Consider the following 17,172-nt stretch of genomic DNA (forward strand, 5'->3'; position numbering starts at 1 on the left):
TCATTCTGCAATCGATGTTGATATCGCGTCGAGAGCCCGGTGTATGACCCGACAGAGGTCTCTTCTCACCCAGGGTTTCGTCACGTGGGCGAATGCAGGCAAAGAGCCAATCTCTCTGTTCGACGCGGTTAAGATGATCACGGGAAGTAAGGGATGGGAGACGTGGAGCTTATCCAAAATTGAACTCCCATCTCCATCAGGTAATCCAAGGTCGAGCAGAACCACATCGTAAACATTCTGTGCGATTGCGGCGAGGGCTTGACGACAGGTTGGTACACAATCGACGTAAAGTCCCTCGAATTCGAGTAAGTCTTGAAGGGCCATGGAGATATCTGGGTCATCTTCAACGACTAACGCGGAATGCACGGCCCTGAGTTTTCTTCTTCCATCTGTTGCCTGAAGCAGCTCAGGCGCATCGCTACATGCCGAATCTGACCACCTCGTTTCAGAGTCAACGTAACAGGAGGCAGGGTGGGTTACTTTCTCCGGTTCTGCTTCTGTGACCGCCAGCGCCATAGCGTGCTCCATTCCAAGGATTGGGTTAGGGGTGAATCAGGAACTCCCCGTTCTCCTAGTTCTAGGTACACAGCAATCTCCATTCCTATGGAGCATAGACTGACTGCCAGCTAAGTGATTGATTCTTCAATCGGTTGGCTTGGATTGTCGTTGGGTTGATAGACGGAACTGTATCTGATTGATACAAAGGCTGTCTCATGTGAGACAGGAGGAATGAGCACAGGTTAGCGAAGACTGCTGTGGGATGGGCTATTGATGGAGATGTTTCATGGCGGCGGCGCACAGAATGATGAAAAATCCCATCCAGAGGGCCGCTCGCTGGAAGGGAATGGCTTCATAGGACTCTCCCTCCTCAGCCTCATCATCTGACTTGAAAATCACGGTGTAGAGAAACAGCGTGAGAAGGCCCAAGACAAGGAGCAGCTTGATCATGAAGACCATCAGATACTTGGAGTGGTGCTGCACCCCGGTGCCCGTTTGCGAAATAATGACTTGATTGACGTAGTGGAGATTGACTCCCCCGGTGAACAACAGGACGACGAGCAAAATACCGGCGACCTTTTTATAGTGCCGATAAAAAATATCCGTGATGGGCTTAATTTGATCCTTCGGTACGGCCTTCTCCAGACCTGGGGTGACCGCCATGACGAGAAACGCGAGACCGCCGATCCAAATGACTGCGGAGAGCAGATGAAACCAATGATTGATGATCGGAATCAGGATATTGAGATCGGTCGCAATGCTTTCAAGAGTATCCATAGTCAACAGCGCGAAAGGTAAAAGGTAATGAGTGAAAGGTTGGGCTATGCCCGAATATCCAAGAAAGGGAACGTCTGACGTCTCGCTTAGAACTTAAAGACCGGGGCGTCGTTGCCGAACCGCTTTTTTCGCAGTTCCTCCATCAGCTCAACGGTGATCGTCTGCACATTATGCTCACGCGCATGCTTCTCTACGCCTTTCTTGACCATGGCGCGGAGAAAGTACGGAATACGGCTCAATCTGAGGGCGGAGGATTCGTCCCACACCACTGCGGTCTCCTCCACGACGTTGAACGCCACCTTGATCTTTTCTCCGCCTTTGGGTTCGTACAAGCACCACTCATCTTCATCGAGCCAGTCGCCATGGTCGACATAGGGGCGGGCGCGGCAGCCACCACAGATCTCACTGTATTCACAGTCGCCGCATTTTCCCTTCAGTTGGGGATATCGGAATGAGTTGAAGATATTCGAGTGTTCCCACAGATCAACGAAGCTATGCTCCCGAAGATTTCCTGCTGATAACGGCATGTACGGGCATGGCGTGAGTTCGCCATTCGGGGTCACTCGGGCATAATTGGTCCCGGCCAGACATCCGCCTCCCATATACCCGGTTGCCTTCGTGATCGGCGAGTTGGGATCTTTATCGTAGGCCAGTCGTTTAAAGTGTGGAGCACAACGGGCACGGACCAGCATCCCCTTGTAATTGTCTTGGCAGTCAATCAGATAACCAAGCACTTCTTCATACTGGGCCGGCGTGATATCGGTGAGTTCCTCGCCTCGGCCTGTGCAGACCATAAAGAACACGTTAAGCACCAGGGCTCCGAGTTGATGCGCCCAGGTGATGACTTCCGGCAGTTCTTTGTAGTTCATCGGCTGTGCGCTGAAATGAACTTGGAACTGCAGGCCGTTTCGTTTACTTGCTTCAATGCCTGCAATCGCAGCTTCCCAGGCACCTGGGACCCCACGAAAGGAATTATGCTTGGCGGCATTCAACGAATCGATGCTGATCCCTACTCCCATGACGCCGATTTCAACAAGAGTCTTGGCCATCTGATCGTCGATCAGCATGCCGTTCGTCCCAAAGACCACCATGAAGCCGAGCTTTACGGCATACCGAGCGATATCGAGAATGTCGGGGCGGACCAGCGGCTCTCCGCCGGTAATGACCAAGAGACACCCTTTGTTGACCTGGGCAATCTGATCAATCAACCGGTAACATTCTTCGGTAGTGAGTTCATCGTCACCACCTGCGGCTTTTGTCGTGGCATCAAGATAACAGTGATCACATTTGAGATTACAGCGCTTGGTCAGGTTGAGTGCGACGAGGTAGGGCTTAAAGTCATCAACAGTCCGGCCATCAAACGGTCCCTCGCCCTTTGGAGTGGGGGTGAAGAATTTAGCAATCTGTTGCTCCAAAGCGCCTAGAGTGCTTGAAGGACCGTTGAAAATAGGGAGAGATTTTCCCATGACGTGTTAGTACTTCGATCTGAGGATTGAGGGCCGAGTAATGGAAAGGGGCCAGACCGAGGCCTTCCCTACTCAGGACTAGGCACTTCCCTTGCCGGTCAGGTCGGCGATCATATCTTTGAGGTTGCCGGTCTTCATCGCGTCCGCCATGTAACCCTTCGCTTGTTCGATGCCTTCGTTCGCAACTTCAATCGTGATTACGGTCGCGCCGATTTTCTCAGCATGTTTGAGAATCAAGGCTTTCGTACAATCGCGCATAAAGCCTTCCGGAGCTCGATCTAATCGAGCCTGTGCGTCGCTTGTCCAGGTATAGGGTGACGTGTTTTCCGCATGCCCGTTCGTCCCATTTCCATTGGCCGCAGTCAGCATCCCTTCCGCTGCCGGAGCAGTCCCGGTGCCTTTATTGGAGAAAATCGGGGTATAGTCTTCAGATGCCGCTTCTTTGATCATTGGGGCTGCGTATTCGAGCGTGATGGTCGTCATTCCCAATTTCCGCGCGGTCTTTTCAATCCTCGCCTTGGCCCGTCTCCGCTGGAAGCCGGCCGGAACAGCACGGATGGCTTCTTTCGCATCCTTGGTCCATTGCATCGGCACATCGTCGTAGGCCACGTCGGTTTCCAGCTCACCTTCCGCTGTCGCCGCCACTTCAAAAATCTTCTTATCAACTTGCTTAAATTTGGTCCCATCGGCACTGCATACGGGACATTTAACAGGCGTATCACCTTTCCCGATGTACCCACATCCGTCACATACGAAATAGATCTGTGCCATACGGTCAAGGTAGGCCTGCGTCGATGCGCTGATTTCCTTTGGCTTCTCTTCCACGATCTGGGTCATGATTCCACTTAAGGTCGGACCCATGAGATCTTGAGTCACTGCCTGGTCGGCCTGCATCTGATCGCGGTCAATCCCTGCAGCATCCAAGCTTCCGCCCAGCGCCCGCATTGCGTCCATGGCGCCTTTGGGAAGAATGTGTCCTACTGCAGCATCGACCACCGTGTTGCTGATAATCGTGTGGCCCTTTTCAATGGCATACCGATGAATGGCTGTTTTTGCCACGCCGCGAGCAAACACAGGAATCTTTTCCATCCGCCGCAACGCTTCTTCGGTCCAGGCGATCGTGTACTCGGCTTGCGTATCGATGGGCGGTACATATTTTCGGTTGGAGACAAGAATGTTACAGGGTGCGCTTCGGAGCAGATTCTCCGTGTTGCTGCCCACATCCATATCCTCATCGCTGTGCACGCCGATACGGCCCACGATCAGCAGAGCGGGGACATCCTTGCGGACGTACTGAATAATCTTTTCAAAAGCTTTGCCGTCGAGTAGCGTCGTTTTTACGTCAGTTTGTTCGGCTTGAGCAATCTCGCGGGAGATGTCCAAGTGTGATTGATAAATCTTAGCCAAACCACTGTCGATGATCTCCTCGTGGAGCTTTTCCTGCTCCTTGAAGCGGAAGACCTTGCCGGCCTCCTCGTTCAAGACCCCTGAGATGCTATGGAACGCGGCATAGTGGAAGTAGGGATCAAAGGCGGAAATCGCTTCAACCGGCATGTTCAATGCTTTGCCGAGCTGCAGGCCCGTCATTAAACCACCGAACGAATAAGGGCTGCCATCCACGGCGACGACGATCTTGCCGCTGGTCATAGGCTGGATGTTCTTAATGATCAGCATGTCGGAGTTCCGAACACGGCGGATGACTCGCTCGGTGTTGCTGCCGATCACGCTGTCTTTCACCGCCCCTACTCCCAGCGCACCCATGATGACGAGATCGTAGGCGTTGGTATTAATATCTTCGGACAAGACCTTCCAGTTACGCCCTTCCAACGAGCGCCGTTCGATGGGCAGGTTTGCTTCGTTACACTTCTTATCAACGTAATCGAGGTAGGAATCGGTAATGATTTGCAGCCCACGTGTAATCAGAGAATCGTGGATCTGGCGTTGGCGATCGAGTTCCTTCTCGTCGTGGTATTCCTCGGGGAGGCCAGCTTCCATCTGTTTGAAGCGTTTATCATGCATCTTGGCGGCATAAACATGGCTTCCCACAATCTTGGACCCAAACGTTTTCGCCAGGTGGACCCCAACATCCACCGCTGTATTGGAATGGTCGGAATTATCGACCGGAATATAGATCGTCTTATACATGGAGGCGCCTCCTTAAGGCGCAGGTTGTACAGAGGTTCAGGGCCGTAATGGTCTGAAAAACAAGATGGTTGAAGCGTTCCCCCCAGCCTCTAGAGAGGCGGAATGATAGCATCGGCTTAAACTGGATTGCAAGACGCGGAACGGTTAATAGTCAATGGTCATCAGTGATTAGCAGCCGAGACTGCCAGCTTGTCACGTGACAGGGACTCATACCCAATGACGGAATTAACCGACCGAACTTGCCCTTGGCTCAGTGGCCTGGGAAGGCGGTGAAGCCGGTCGGCGGGAACGAAGGATCTCTTCGAGGGAGAGGAGGGCATCTCGTCCAGAGTTGCCTTCAATCCCGTTACTCAAGCTTTTATCGGCATAGGCATGTGACTGGTCGGTTGTCTGCGACAAAGAACCTGTCCATTTGCGTGGATCACGGCTTCCTTGCTTTCGTTCCCAGGCACGAAGGCATGCCCTGGCGATGAATGAATTCAATGGCGCTGGGTTATAGAGGAGCTTTCGGATGCTGGTCGGGGTCAGCATCAAGGGGTTGTAGCCCGCTGACAGATACCCCTCTTCCAACAACCGTTGTTCAAGGTCGGTATTGGGTTGGATGCCCAAGAAAAACATCAAGGGGAAGACCCGCTCCTCGCCAAGGATTGAGGCCACCACTTTGTAAGACTCGACACTTTGGAGTAGGGTTTCCTCCGTCTCCTTGGGGCTGTTCAATGAATAGTTGAGGATCACCTTACCCTTGAAGCCCGCTTCCGCCAGGTAGCGACACCCATCATAGAGCCGCTCCAGCTTGAACCCCATGTGGAGATTGTTCAGGACCTCCTGCGAGCCGGAGGTGATGGCGACTTCCAGGTCGCCGACTCCGGAACGAACCATGAGCTTGGCGAAGTCGGGGGTGATCAATGAAGTGCGGATATAGCCGGACCACTCGATCTCCAGCTTCTCGTGGATGATGCGTTCCATGATCTCCGTACATTGTGGGTAGGCTTCCTTGCCCGTAATGAATTGAGCGTCGGTAAACCAAAAACGACGGGATCCCCACTGGTGATAATGTTGGGAGATGTCTTTCACGACCATCTCCGCGGGCCGGTACCGCACCCGCTTGCCCTCAATGTAGGGATAGAGGCAAAAGGCACAATCATACGGACAGCCTCGTTTCGACTGCACCCCGATCGATTCTCCCCTGTACTCCTGCCACTGCGGGAAGATAGAGGTCAAAAAGGGAAGGTCGACAGCCGGTGCATCGAGCAACGGGGGCGAACCATGGGATCCTTTTCGAATTCGGCCCCCTTCTTTGACGATGTAGCGTTCGTCGTCGATCGAACGACCTTCAAGGAGCTTGAGGATCGCATCTTCCCCTTCACCCAGGATACCGATCGTGCCTTCCGGAAGCTTTTCGATGAGCTGATCGGCAAACGCGGTGAACGCCCCGCCTCCGATCATGATCTGAGCTCTTGGGAATTCTTTTCGAATCAGGGCCGGATAGGACAGGATCGTATAGATATGGCTGTAGTATCGGTACAACTGTTTGATGCCGGCGAACGAGGCGGCGACGCGTTTGATCGGGTTACTGGCGAAATAGAAGTTGAACGCATGTTCCAGCGATGAATCGCCTTCATGCGGCGAAAAAATTTGGATATCCCGCCATGAAAAGCAGACCAAATCCGGTTTGAACTCCGTCGCGGCATCGCGGATGGCCTGGCTCCGTTGACTGACCGGAAACAACGAGAGGTCGAGGATGCGTTGACGAACATCCGGCTTCCGCCGATGGATGAAGTCCGCCAAGTAGGTGATGCCGATCGGATAGACCTTTTTGCAGGGAAGAAAAATATAGAGAATGGAATTCACAGCGGCAGACTACTTTGTGGCGATATGGATGGCGACGATGCCGCCACTGAGATTTTTATACGAGACCTGACGAAACCCGGCGTCGCGTAGGATCTGACACAGCCGTTCTTGATCGGGAAACGTCCGGATCGAGGCGGGAAGATATTCGTAGACGCCGGTACGGTCGCGGGCGACGATCGTGCCGATGAAGGGCAATAATTTGAATGAATACCAATCATAGAGGGTTCGCAACCAGCCGAAGATCGGGCGGGAAAACTCCAGGCACACGAAACGGCCACCGGGCTTCATCACCCGACGAATTTCCCGCACGGCTTGCGGCAGATCTCCGACGTTTCGCATGCAGAACCCGGTGGTGACCGCATCGAAGGTATTGTCACCGAATCCGAGATGTTCCGCGCTGGCCTGCAAACAGGTGATTTTTTCACCGAGGCCTTTGTCGCTGATCTTCTTGAGGCCTTCAGCGAGCATGGCATGGTTCAGGTCTGAGGCGATCACACGGCCCTTCGGTCCCATGCGAGACTCGATCAACAGTGCAAGGTCGGCTGTGCCTGATCCGACATCAAGGGCAGTTCCTCGGCCAACCGGAGTAATGAAGGAGGCGGTAATCTTCTTCCAATAGTAATGGAGGCCGAAGCTCAAGAGCGTGTTGTTCAGGTCATAGGCTCCGGCAATGGACGTGAACATCCTTTGGACGGCGTCCTCTCGGGCCTGGCCAGACCAGGTTGACACCACCTTTGCCGGAGTTTGCGGTTCCTGAGGCATAGAACGAGGCTCGGCTCCCACCATGTGACGGTGGTAGCACCCGGTTTTAAGCTTTGTCAAGGTGAGATGGCTGCAGGGATGATCGAAATCATCATCCGACTGTGCAACCGTTTTGGTTCCTGATTGCCCTCAGGGTACCAGGAAAAGCGGCGTAAGCGGAGCAGGTCTTACGCGGCCTTAGCAGTATCGCGCGACGGGGTCGAGCCTTTCCACTGTCCTACTTCAAGACTGTCAAGCCAGTCGAGCAATGTGGTGACCATATCGCCCTGAAAGACGGATCCGTGTTGTGGGCAGATCATCCTGGGCTTGAGGGCACGAATCCGTTGGGTCCAGCTCCGTAAGGCCGTGGTCGAAGGCATCCACCTGAGATGGAACCCTTTCATGTATTGGATGTGCTGATCGAAGTCCGTCACGATCAAGCCGGCTTCATGACTGGGGACCAAGGCGGAACCGATGTCACCGGAAAACAAGATGCCGGCGAGAGGGTCGTAGAGCGAAAAGTTGCCTGAGGAATGGCAGTAATGGGCGGGGATTGCTTCGACTTCTACGCCGAGATCGCCGATCTTGATACGCATACCCTCGTCGGGAATCGCGTTGAGTTCAATGGCAGTACCCGTGCTGAAATGACTGATGAATCCGGTCCACAGCCACGAACAATAGGTCTTGATGCCCGGGTTGAGATCAAGCCACATCGCAAGCGACGACGAAATATCGGGATCTTGATGGCTGGCAAAGATGACGCGGATATCCTGGACGCGCACATATTTGGCCAGCTCAGCGAGGACTTGGGGGAATATTTGGATTCCTCCGGGGTCCAATAACATGGCTTGGCCGCGACTGATGATCACGTACTCGTTCGTGTCGATGACGTGAGCGTCTTTGTGAGGGTCGCGACCGATCACGATCCATTGGTGTCCGTTTTCATTGAAGAGTGTTTTGCTTTGCATCACTATTCCCTTTCAGCAGCAACTCCACCAAGCTCTGACCATCGTCGATGGAGTTCTTCATGGCACGAGTTCTGGCGTCCAGTTCGTCCACCACATGACCGATCTCTGTCGCAAGCGTCTTGAAATTCATGCCGCCCTCATCCAGTGCCGCAGCTTCGGAAGCAATGCAAAAGGCCATATAGCGGGCGGTGAGACCAATCATCTTCAGGCCGTGCAATGCACGGCCTGTGTCATTGAGACAGCGTAAGGTTTCGCTCAATCGTGCATGCAGTTCAGTCAAGTTGGCCTGACAGATCGCCGCGATGGAACGTCGGTTATCCCGTTCCAGCGGTTCACCCAACTGGAACGTTGGGTCCGACATCAACAGGGTGATGTCTTCTAGGGTTGTGAAGCGCAGATGAGAAGACTGGTGCCTGTCCGCAAGACAAGACGACTGGCCGCCCTGGGGCATCGCCGCCAGCACACCGGCGATCAGCTGGTAGTATCGCCATACGATATTCGAGCTGTGGGCGGTGAGTCGAGCCAGTTCAGCGCAGACCTGTTCGATGGCTTCCACCTCAGGTTTAATCTCTCGAGGTGTTTGATTGAGGATCTCAACGAGCGCCAAGATGGGGCGGCCTTTGCCGCCTCCGATCTTCGCGGCTTGGGCGACGCCATTAATGGCAAGAATCTGCATGGATGACGACAGCAACTGGAGCGAGCGTCCGGTATTCATGATATCGACAGAGATTCCAAACAGCTGATTGATATTCCGTTTGAAGAGACTTAACGCGTCAAGCATGGTGTCCAGAGGGTATTGGTGCGTTGGGGAGATTGGACCGGCCTTCATGTATCGGTGAAAATCCACAAAACTGAAGGGGCGTGCCAGCCGGGTCAGGCGAAGTGTCCTCGCACAAAACCGAGGTGCTATAATCGCGCTTCGTGTGGGAGCTCCATCGGTATCAACCGGTTCGAGTTCCAGGAAGGAGATCCGGATCTTGGCCGTCTCGTCGAGTCCACTGTCGTCACCAATGACGCACATCCTGCCTATCGCCGAGCCGTAGCTTCTCGGTCGGAGGGGTACCACATTGCTCTTGCCGTTGCGTTGGCCCTGGCGTGGTTGGCTGTCCCGCCCGCCGAAGAACACGAGCTCGTCACGGCATTTCTGAGCTGCTGGGGGGAAGCTCTGGACGGGCCGCGTCGTAGATCAAAAAGACGATCGTAGCTCTCACCGATTCGCTGCTACAGAATGGGTTAATCCCACGCCTATGGCTAGCTCCATCGACAAAGGGGTACGGGAATACAACCTCAAGTACATTGACATGACGATCCGATCACTATCGAGATAGGCAAGCAATCATCACGGATTGAACTGCTCAATCAAAATAACGGTATCTACGAGGACCGAGAGTTTTGTTATGTTTCAAATCTCATCCGGGACGTCTGCAGTCAACTGTCCGTGCCGCTGTTTTCGGATAACGGCCACGTAGGGCAGCGCTGTCTCCCTCGTTCATGTGCTCGTGCCGGTTGATTTTTTTCCGAACGAGATTTTTAAGGATCGTGACGGGATACATGCCATTCCGTTGGACGTCCTGACAACTACTTCCTCCAACGCCAGGATGAAGCGAAAGTGCTCAGTGTTTTTTCTTGATCTGGTGTTGGGTGTGCCCGACTCATCCTGACTCGTACATAAATTATATGTGCAGAAGCGAGGATCCAGCATTCGGGCTACTGTAGTGGGACCTGTCTCATATGGCCAATTCAATCAGTATATGGCCGACGCGTTTCGGCTAAAAGCATTGCCGAGTGATTTTACACGCATTGCATCGATTCGCCGGGTTAGCGAGTCGCTCCTGTCTCAGATCTCCTGATGCACTGAGGTGGGTATTTGCAGTTTGCAAAATGGATCGATGGTCCCACCACGACCGGATATGAATTTGGCAGAGAAAGCAACACCCCTGTCGGTTCGTGGTCTTGCCTTCTTCGTTCAAAATAGTTAGATTTGCGTATTGTTAGTATAGCGATAGCTAGAAAGCGAGGCTTGCTTTGAAATTGACTTGCAGAGGGATGAAGGACGAGTCGATTCAAAAGATCACACGAGCACCTCTCTCCTCTTGAAAAGAAAGGAAAGGTCGCTATGTCAAAGTACAACGACACCGGCATGTCTGATTTGGAGCGAGAGTTTGAGCTTGAGATGGAGGGAGATGGGCCCGAAATAAGGCAGGTCGAAGCATCTGAATCAGATTCAGATGCAGAATCGCAATCGGATTGGGAAGAAACAACCCAAAGTAATGAAGGAGCTGACGAGGAAGTTGACGAGGAGTGGGAGAAGGAGTCGGTGGAGGTGGCAGGCTATGCCGATCGCTTCTTTGAACTTACGCAGCGAGAGTTTGAATCGGAGTCGGAGCTTGATGATGAGGTGCGAGGGCTGGTTAACGAGATGGAACGAGATTATTTCTGGGGCAAATGGAAAAACAGGTTGAAAAGGATCGGAGGGGGGCTTCTCAGGAAAGGAGTCGGCCAATTGGCCGGAAGAATTCCCGGATTTAAAGGACTTCAAGCTATTACGCAATTAGCGAGAGGGGATTTGAAAGGGGCACTCGGCTCTCTAGCCAAATCCGGATTAGCGAGTCTTGTTCCTGGCGGGGCTGTTGCGCTTCCGGCCTTGAAGGCGTTGGGCTTTGAGGCCACAGAGGATTCTGATCGCCACCGCGAAGCCTGGGACAATTATGTCGACGTGGCACGCGAAGCCTTTGATTACCTCGGCCGCCATATGAGTGAGCGTGCAGCTGATCCGCTCGAAGCCAGTCGACTGGCTTCGGCGGCATATCAGACGGCGGTGCGCAAGGTTCAGGCAATGGGGCGTTCCGGGCAAGAGGGTGAGATGCGCAATTCCCGCAAGCGGACAATGACCATCCGCTTACGGCGGGGAGAGAGGATTATTATCGAAGGAATCTGAACCGAGCATGGACAGTCTTACCCGATATCTCAGGAAGCGAGCTGAGGCCATGCGTCTGCGAATCGATGCCCTTGCTCGAATGAGAACGCTGGTGGCATTACCGAGACAGCAGGACATTACCGCCCGTCAGTGGTCCGTCCTTGAGAGGCAATTGAATGTGGTTGTCGATCGCCTAAGATCGGATCTCGATGGTACGGTAAACAGGCCTGTTTCTCAATTGACTGAGAGACGGGCAGCTTGCGCGTTGAACGCAAAACTCGGCCGGATGGAATTTGACCTGACCAAAGCGTTCACATTTTTTGATACCTATGTAGACGTGCTCACGCAGCGGGCATCCCCCGTCTTGGGGGGGCTACTCGCTGGTTGTGATGTGCTCGCTTGGGACGCGCTCAAAAAGGACCATCCGGCGTTAGATCGGGTTGAGCCACCGTTAGTGCACTGTGACCGTGGATTTGGCGCCTCCATTCTGCGTGAAGGCGTTCGGCTTCCAGGCGCCGCACCGAATCCAATACCGCTCATTCAGATCCCTTATGCGAAGCTCAAAGAAAAATACAATCTCACGTCCGTGCATCATGAAGTCGGCCACCAAGCGCTGAGTCGAACGGGATTGCAATCCGCTATTCCTAACGCCTTTTGTGCCGCCCTAAAGCGCGCAGGGGCATCACAAACGCTGCAACGGTTGTATGCCCTTTGGAGTTCGGAGATCGGGCCGGACTTCTGGGCTTTCTGCTGCACTGGCTTGGCCCAGCCGGCAGCGATACGAGAAATCCTATCGCTTTCACCTGGCGATGCCATGCGAGTCTCCGATTCCGATCCCCACCCTCCGCCCTACCTGCGGGTGCTGCTCAGTTTTGAATGGACTCGCCAGCTCTGGGGACGAGGTGACTGGGACACGTGGGAGCGGGACTGGGAAGTTTGCTATTCCATGAAAGAGGCATCCCCCGACAGCAGGAAGGTCTTGGAGGAGGCCAAGATCTATTTGCCGATTGTAAGCAGCACATTACTGAATACAAAGTTCCGTGTGCTGGAGGGACGGGCCATACCCGATCTGTTCGACATGAGCGTGCTGGCCCCATGGAAGCTGCGGGCCGTCGCGGATACGGCAAAGAGCGGCTGCCTGAATCTCACCGGGCTGTCACCGTCTGTACAGCTTGCCGTGTTTCGCGTTGTGCGGGAGAGGAGCCCATTGACCGAGGATGCATTGAACGGCGTCATGAGCAAGTGGCTAATCAAATTGGGACAGCAACGAGATGTTTGGAATTGATGTGCAATTGACAAGAACGGAAGGAGTCTAACGATGCCAAGCAATCCACAGCCCCAGGTGGTCATCCTGCAGGGGCTTCCCCCTTCAAGGGTTGAAACGATAAATGCGCCAAAAGGTCTAAATGGAAAACCTCCCGTAACCGTCCTATTTCCGTCTTGTGCACAGGAGCTGTTATCGCTCATCAAATCTACCGGTGTTACGACTAAAGATGAAGTGACGATATTTTTTGATGAGTATTTCAAGTTTGGGCAACGCCATCAGACCGTTGCAGGCGACGTGCTCGGCGAGATCGATTCCGGTATGGTCACCTGCTTAAAGAGGCCAGGTGGAGATGACGTTGGAGTGCCAACCGCGGCTTGGCCAAGCGGATGCTGTGTCTGTTCTCCCTGCATCACCATCGATGGAAATCGGAACGGGATTGAGGGTTCGACTCCAAGCCTTAAGCGGCTGTTTGTCGGAGATCTTGTCTGGCTATTTTACTTTGAGCGATTAGGTATCTTTCAAATTCTCGGGACCATTTTAGATGCCTTTGCGACCAACGGCAGGCTTCCCATATCGAACGGAAGTATCGATCTGGGATTGAAGGACGACATCGTTGCAGTAGTGCTCGAAGTGATGGTTCGGCAGATGAAAATGGGTCTGTCCTCCACTGTGCGAGATCGAGCCGGGGCCTACCGCACTGCTCTTGGTTGGACTTCTGACACCGGGCGAAAACTCGATCTTCAAACAGAAGTGAATACCGGCTTTACTGCCCAGTTTCATAAATTCGTCTTTCATGCGCTGGAATTTTACAAAGACAAGCGTTTGGCCGTTGCCATTCAGGGAGCCGCCGGTGGGAGTGCCCGAACCTCGGTCGCCACATTGATTACGATCAGTGACACGCTGGAAGTGTTGAAGAAACGGTTTGAACCGTTTGCCTATGGGCGCAACTATTACAATACGCTGAGTGGAATTGTATGGGCTATCGCGGGCATGTCGGTGATTCGTGATTTGCGCGCGACGTTTGGGATCCCGCCGGCGTATGAGAGTCCGGACGAATACATTACGGCGGCCTACGATGTGCTGGTTCTGAAACGTCCAGTGACCAACGGTGAGACCAATCGATATATCGTCCATCGAGAATGCGCAAAAAATGCGCGAGACATTCTGCTGGATCTGGAAGTCATCAACCATCAGGACAAGCGATCGAATCCTCCAGGGGAACTCGAAAATTGGCTCAACCAAATCGAGGCCAAGGTCGAAGGGTATCGGACGGCCTATCGAACGTTGACGGGTGTCGACCTTGGTGCGACTGGCGCGCAGACGATTGAACAGCAAGTATAGCGGAGTGGTGAGCGAATCATGGCTGAAAGACAAGGATTTGAACGGGAGCTTGTGGATCTTGGCCTAGACCGAACCAAAGAGTGGTTTTCGGAAGTGGAGCGGTCGGGTGATAGAGGGGGAGATCAAGCCTATTTGGTCGTAGTCGATGGTGAGGAATCTCCAATCACTGAAGGAGAATATGCGTTCATTCAAGGGCAGGTGGTGTCGAGGGGTAAATTTAGTCAAGGAAATAGAGGGTGTGCGTATCTTGGAAAGATTAATCCTGCCTTACCGTTCGTTTTTGAGGTCAGGGACCGTGTGTGTGCAATTCGTGCTGGGGCCTTCTTAAATCCCGATGATCCAAAGATCCAGTATGGTGGGACGTGGTTCGACTGGACTTTGGTGCGCGACGACAAGAACCCGGATAGGAACTTCTGGCCGTATTATCGGCAAGAGATGGATGACCTTGCCCTAAAGGGCATGGAAGCTCTAGGGCGTGGCGGAGTCGAGCGGTTCATGCAACATGAGCATATTACACGGAGGCCGATTCAGATCGCGAAGCCATTTCTTGCCACGCTCAACAAGGTGCGAATCCGTGCCGTTCCTATGGAGATTCGCGTCGGCCCTTTTGTGCGATATACCGACTATGAACGTACGGTGGTATGGTTGGAGACGGTGACCCCTGCGATAGTGCGCTTGCGATGCAAACTTTCGTCTGGAGGCTCCGAGTCCGCGCATTATGCCTCTACGGTGCGCGTCGGTGGTCGGTATTTCGCCGCAGTGGAAATAGATGGCTTGAGAGAGGAAACGTTCTACAACTACACGGTCGAGCTAGCCCCGCTGCCAGCAGCCGGTTTGATTCCTGTTAAACCCTCTGAATTTTCGGATGTATTTCCCTCGCTGACCCTAGCCGTTCTCAACTCGATAAAAGACCAGTTGAGGTTGGCCTCTCTCGATGAAAATGAGTGGCTTACTTTTCGCACGCTCCGACGGGTGTATGACAAGAATTTGCTGTTTGTCACAGGTTCATGCCGGTGGTACCCCGGTGATAAGAAGGGAGGTAAGGACTGGGGGCCTGATATGCTAGATGGATTGGGCACTTGGCTCCGTGCCAACAGGAAGGACAAGTGGCCAGCATTCCTATTTTGGGGAGGCGATCAAATCTATGCAGATGAAATTGGGGATGACACCGGTGAGATGATAGTTCGGGCGCGTTTCGCCTCTCGAATGCCCGGACCTTTTGATTCCGTTTCTCCCCTGCGGAGTAAGCTGATCGACGGTGCTTGGGCTGGCCGGTTTTCCCACCGCTATCAGACATATAAAGATCCTGATATTAAGCGCTACCAGTCAGTTGCAGACGGGGTCAAAAAGCTGGATGAGATCCATAGGCGATATCCAGACATTAAAGGCATCTATCGTGAGTATCCAGATAAAAACCCAAGAGAGCAACTGAAGGAACGCTATCAGACTCTGAAAAACCGTCGTGACCTATCGGGTGCCCATGGTGAGGCATCTGATGAAAGAGCGGCGAGAGAAGCTGTTGGTCTCTTGCCCACAGTCGATACTCTTGAGATCAGCACAGAACCCTTCCGAGTATTTCTGCCTTATTGGAAAGTCGGCTTCAGTACAGCTCTTCGTCGTAACCCGATGGCAGGTCGATATCTCTCTTACAACTTCCTCTTGTGGAGGCTTCCTGATTTTGAGCACCAGATTCCTATTATTGCTGACAGGAAGTCTCATAGCCTTGTTCGTAAGGCAGATGCACACGGGCATCCATCGGCTGCTGACGGCGTTCATGCAGCCGACTTCGCGGAATTTGCCTCTTTGTATGAACGTGCATGGACGAGCTCGCGTAGCGTTCGAGTTTTGCTCGCGCAAGTTCCTACTTTTCTCATGTTTGACGACCACGAGGTCACTGATGACTGGAACTTCGATTCGTCTTGGGTGCGGATGCTTCACAACGAGAAAGACGATTTTAGAATGTGGCCCAAAACCTTGACTGATAGCTTGGCCGCGTATTGGATGTATCAGGGTTGGTGTAACAAGGCTCCATCACAATGGAGGAAGGATGATCCACGGGTAAAGGCTCTTGCAGCCGCGCAGCAAGCGGGATCCGATGCGCTACCGGAATTGCGTAGCTGCATCCATAAAGCCTGTTTTTCGAAGGTGCCTTCGAAAGATCCAAAAGCTACATTCCAGACTGGTACGAGCTTAGACTGGCACTACCAGCTCCCTTTTGACCCTCCTTTCTTAGTCCCCGACTGCCGAACGCGCAAATTCATGGTCCCCACCGACGACGATTTGCGAATCATCGACCACGACAATCCCAAAAAACGCCCTATGTCACAAACAATCGACAATGGGCAACTGGTTTGGATGCGGGACATTCTTGTCGAGAAGAAGCGGAATGATTCTGTGGTTTTCATTGCACCATCTACACCGCTCCTCATGCCAATGAAAGTGACGCAAATCATGACGAAGCCTGAAACTGCCGCTGGAGCATGGAGTCAAGGTGGTTTGTTAGATTTTTATGCAGCTTTGACTGGTTCTACGGGCAGTGGCAGGGCCTCTAACGCTTTACTCCGTGTTTTCCGAAGATCTGTAGATCTAGAGCACATGATTCGCGATAGGAGTTGGCGTGATCTGTGGGGATTGGTTGAGGCTATGCGCAAGGTAGGTAGTTCAGTGAAAACACTGGTGCTTGTGTCGGGTGACGTCCACCACAACTACTGTATGACTGGTAATCTCCCTGGTGGTTCGAGGCTCAAGCCAGAACTCCTCCAGGTCACCTGCTCCGGACTGCAGACGACCATTCGTTCTTCAGCAGATAAGTGGGTAGCTGAGAAACAAAGCTCGCTGGTCTGGAACGAAAATTTTAAGATGGGGAAGTACACCCTTTCTCATGGCTTTCTGCACAAGAATCCACCTGGGGTTCCCATGGGAAATCCGATAGGACCATCAAGCATTTCCCTCTACGAGAACGCTGTTGCCTTCGTCAACGTCAGGATGAAGTCTCAGGTCGAAATCAGTGTCGCCTATCTGGCGGGTGATAACACATATAGCTATAAGTACACCTCAGGATGAGGAATCGAGGGCAAGGTCGAAGGCTATCGAACGGCTTAGCGCACAATGACCGGCGTCGAGCTTGATGTGCCGGGTACACCGAGAGTCGAGCAGCAAGCGTGGCAGTGCCCTGCCCGCCGGAACATCCACGATTTGAAT

The 17,172-nt window shown here is 53.2% G+C and carries 12 protein-coding genes; 4 read left to right on the forward strand and 8 right to left on the reverse strand.

What is annotated here, in order from left to right; genetic code table 11:
* The 8 genes from COMA1_RS07220 to COMA1_RS07255 form a co-directional block, all read right to left on the reverse strand.
* Entirely contained in the window at positions 1-516 is a 516-nt protein-coding gene (locus COMA1_RS07220; RefSeq protein WP_176697910.1) for a response regulator, read from the reverse strand.
* A gap of 249 nt (positions 517-765) precedes the next feature.
* Positions 766-1,275, reverse strand: coding sequence for a DUF4149 domain-containing protein (locus tag COMA1_RS07225; RefSeq protein ID WP_090745856.1), 510 nt, complete (start codon positions 1,273-1,275; stop codon positions 766-768).
* 86 nt (positions 1,276-1,361) lie between these two features.
* Positions 1,362-2,741: a radical SAM/SPASM domain-containing protein gene (locus COMA1_RS07230; RefSeq protein ID WP_090745859.1), complete on the reverse strand. Its 1,380-nt coding sequence runs from the start codon at positions 2,739-2,741 to the stop codon at positions 1,362-1,364.
* A gap of 78 nt (positions 2,742-2,819) precedes the next feature.
* Positions 2,820-4,886, reverse strand: a complete 2,067-nt coding sequence (locus COMA1_RS07235) for a universal stress protein (RefSeq protein ID WP_090745862.1) — start codon at positions 4,884-4,886, stop codon at positions 2,820-2,822.
* 225 nt (positions 4,887-5,111) lie between these two features.
* Positions 5,112-6,737: a B12-binding domain-containing radical SAM protein gene (locus COMA1_RS07240; protein ID WP_090745865.1), complete on the reverse strand. Its 1,626-nt coding sequence runs from the start codon at positions 6,735-6,737 to the stop codon at positions 5,112-5,114.
* A 9-nt stretch (positions 6,738-6,746) separates the two neighbouring features.
* Positions 6,747-7,523: a methyl-plastoquinone biosynthesis methyltransferase MpqE gene (gene mpqE / locus COMA1_RS07245; RefSeq protein ID WP_407921312.1), complete on the reverse strand. Its 777-nt coding sequence runs from the start codon at positions 7,521-7,523 to the stop codon at positions 6,747-6,749.
* A 143-nt stretch (positions 7,524-7,666) separates the two neighbouring features.
* Positions 7,667-8,446: an oxygen-binding di-iron domain-containing protein gene (locus tag COMA1_RS07250; protein ID WP_090745872.1), complete on the reverse strand. Its 780-nt coding sequence runs from the start codon at positions 8,444-8,446 to the stop codon at positions 7,667-7,669.
* The gene (locus COMA1_RS07255; protein WP_090745874.1) at positions 8,421-9,467 is read right to left on the reverse strand and encodes a hypothetical protein; all 1,047 of its coding nucleotides are present in this window, start codon (positions 9,465-9,467) and stop codon (positions 8,421-8,423) included. The genes COMA1_RS07250 and COMA1_RS07255 overlap by 26 nt, the downstream gene beginning before the upstream one ends.
* 1,095 nt (positions 9,468-10,562) lie before the next feature.
* Between COMA1_RS07255 and COMA1_RS07260 the strand changes: the two genes are divergently transcribed.
* From COMA1_RS07260 to COMA1_RS07275, 4 genes are all read left to right on the forward strand, one after another.
* Positions 10,563-11,384, forward strand: a complete 822-nt coding sequence (locus COMA1_RS07260) for a hypothetical protein (protein ID WP_090745877.1) — start codon at positions 10,563-10,565, stop codon at positions 11,382-11,384.
* Positions 11,385-11,391: 7 nt separating this feature from the next.
* Positions 11,392-12,648 carry a hypothetical protein gene (locus COMA1_RS07265; RefSeq protein WP_090745879.1) on the forward strand — a complete coding sequence of 419 codons (1,257 nt, stop codon included), beginning with the start codon at positions 11,392-11,394 and terminating at the stop codon, positions 12,646-12,648.
* 33 nt (positions 12,649-12,681) lie between these two features.
* Positions 12,682-13,971 carry a hypothetical protein gene (locus COMA1_RS07270; protein WP_090745882.1) on the forward strand — a complete coding sequence of 430 codons (1,290 nt, stop codon included), beginning with the start codon at positions 12,682-12,684 and terminating at the stop codon, positions 13,969-13,971.
* Positions 13,972-14,103: 132 nt separating this feature from the next.
* Positions 14,104-17,034: a DUF7800 domain-containing protein gene (locus COMA1_RS07275; RefSeq protein ID WP_141654247.1), complete on the forward strand. Its 2,931-nt coding sequence runs from the start codon at positions 14,104-14,106 to the stop codon at positions 17,032-17,034.
* Positions 17,035-17,172 lie beyond the last annotated feature (138 nt).

The organism is Candidatus Nitrospira nitrosa (assembly GCF_001458735.1).
Taxonomy (GTDB): Bacteria; Nitrospirota; Nitrospiria; order Nitrospirales; family Nitrospiraceae; genus Nitrospira_D; species Nitrospira_D nitrosa.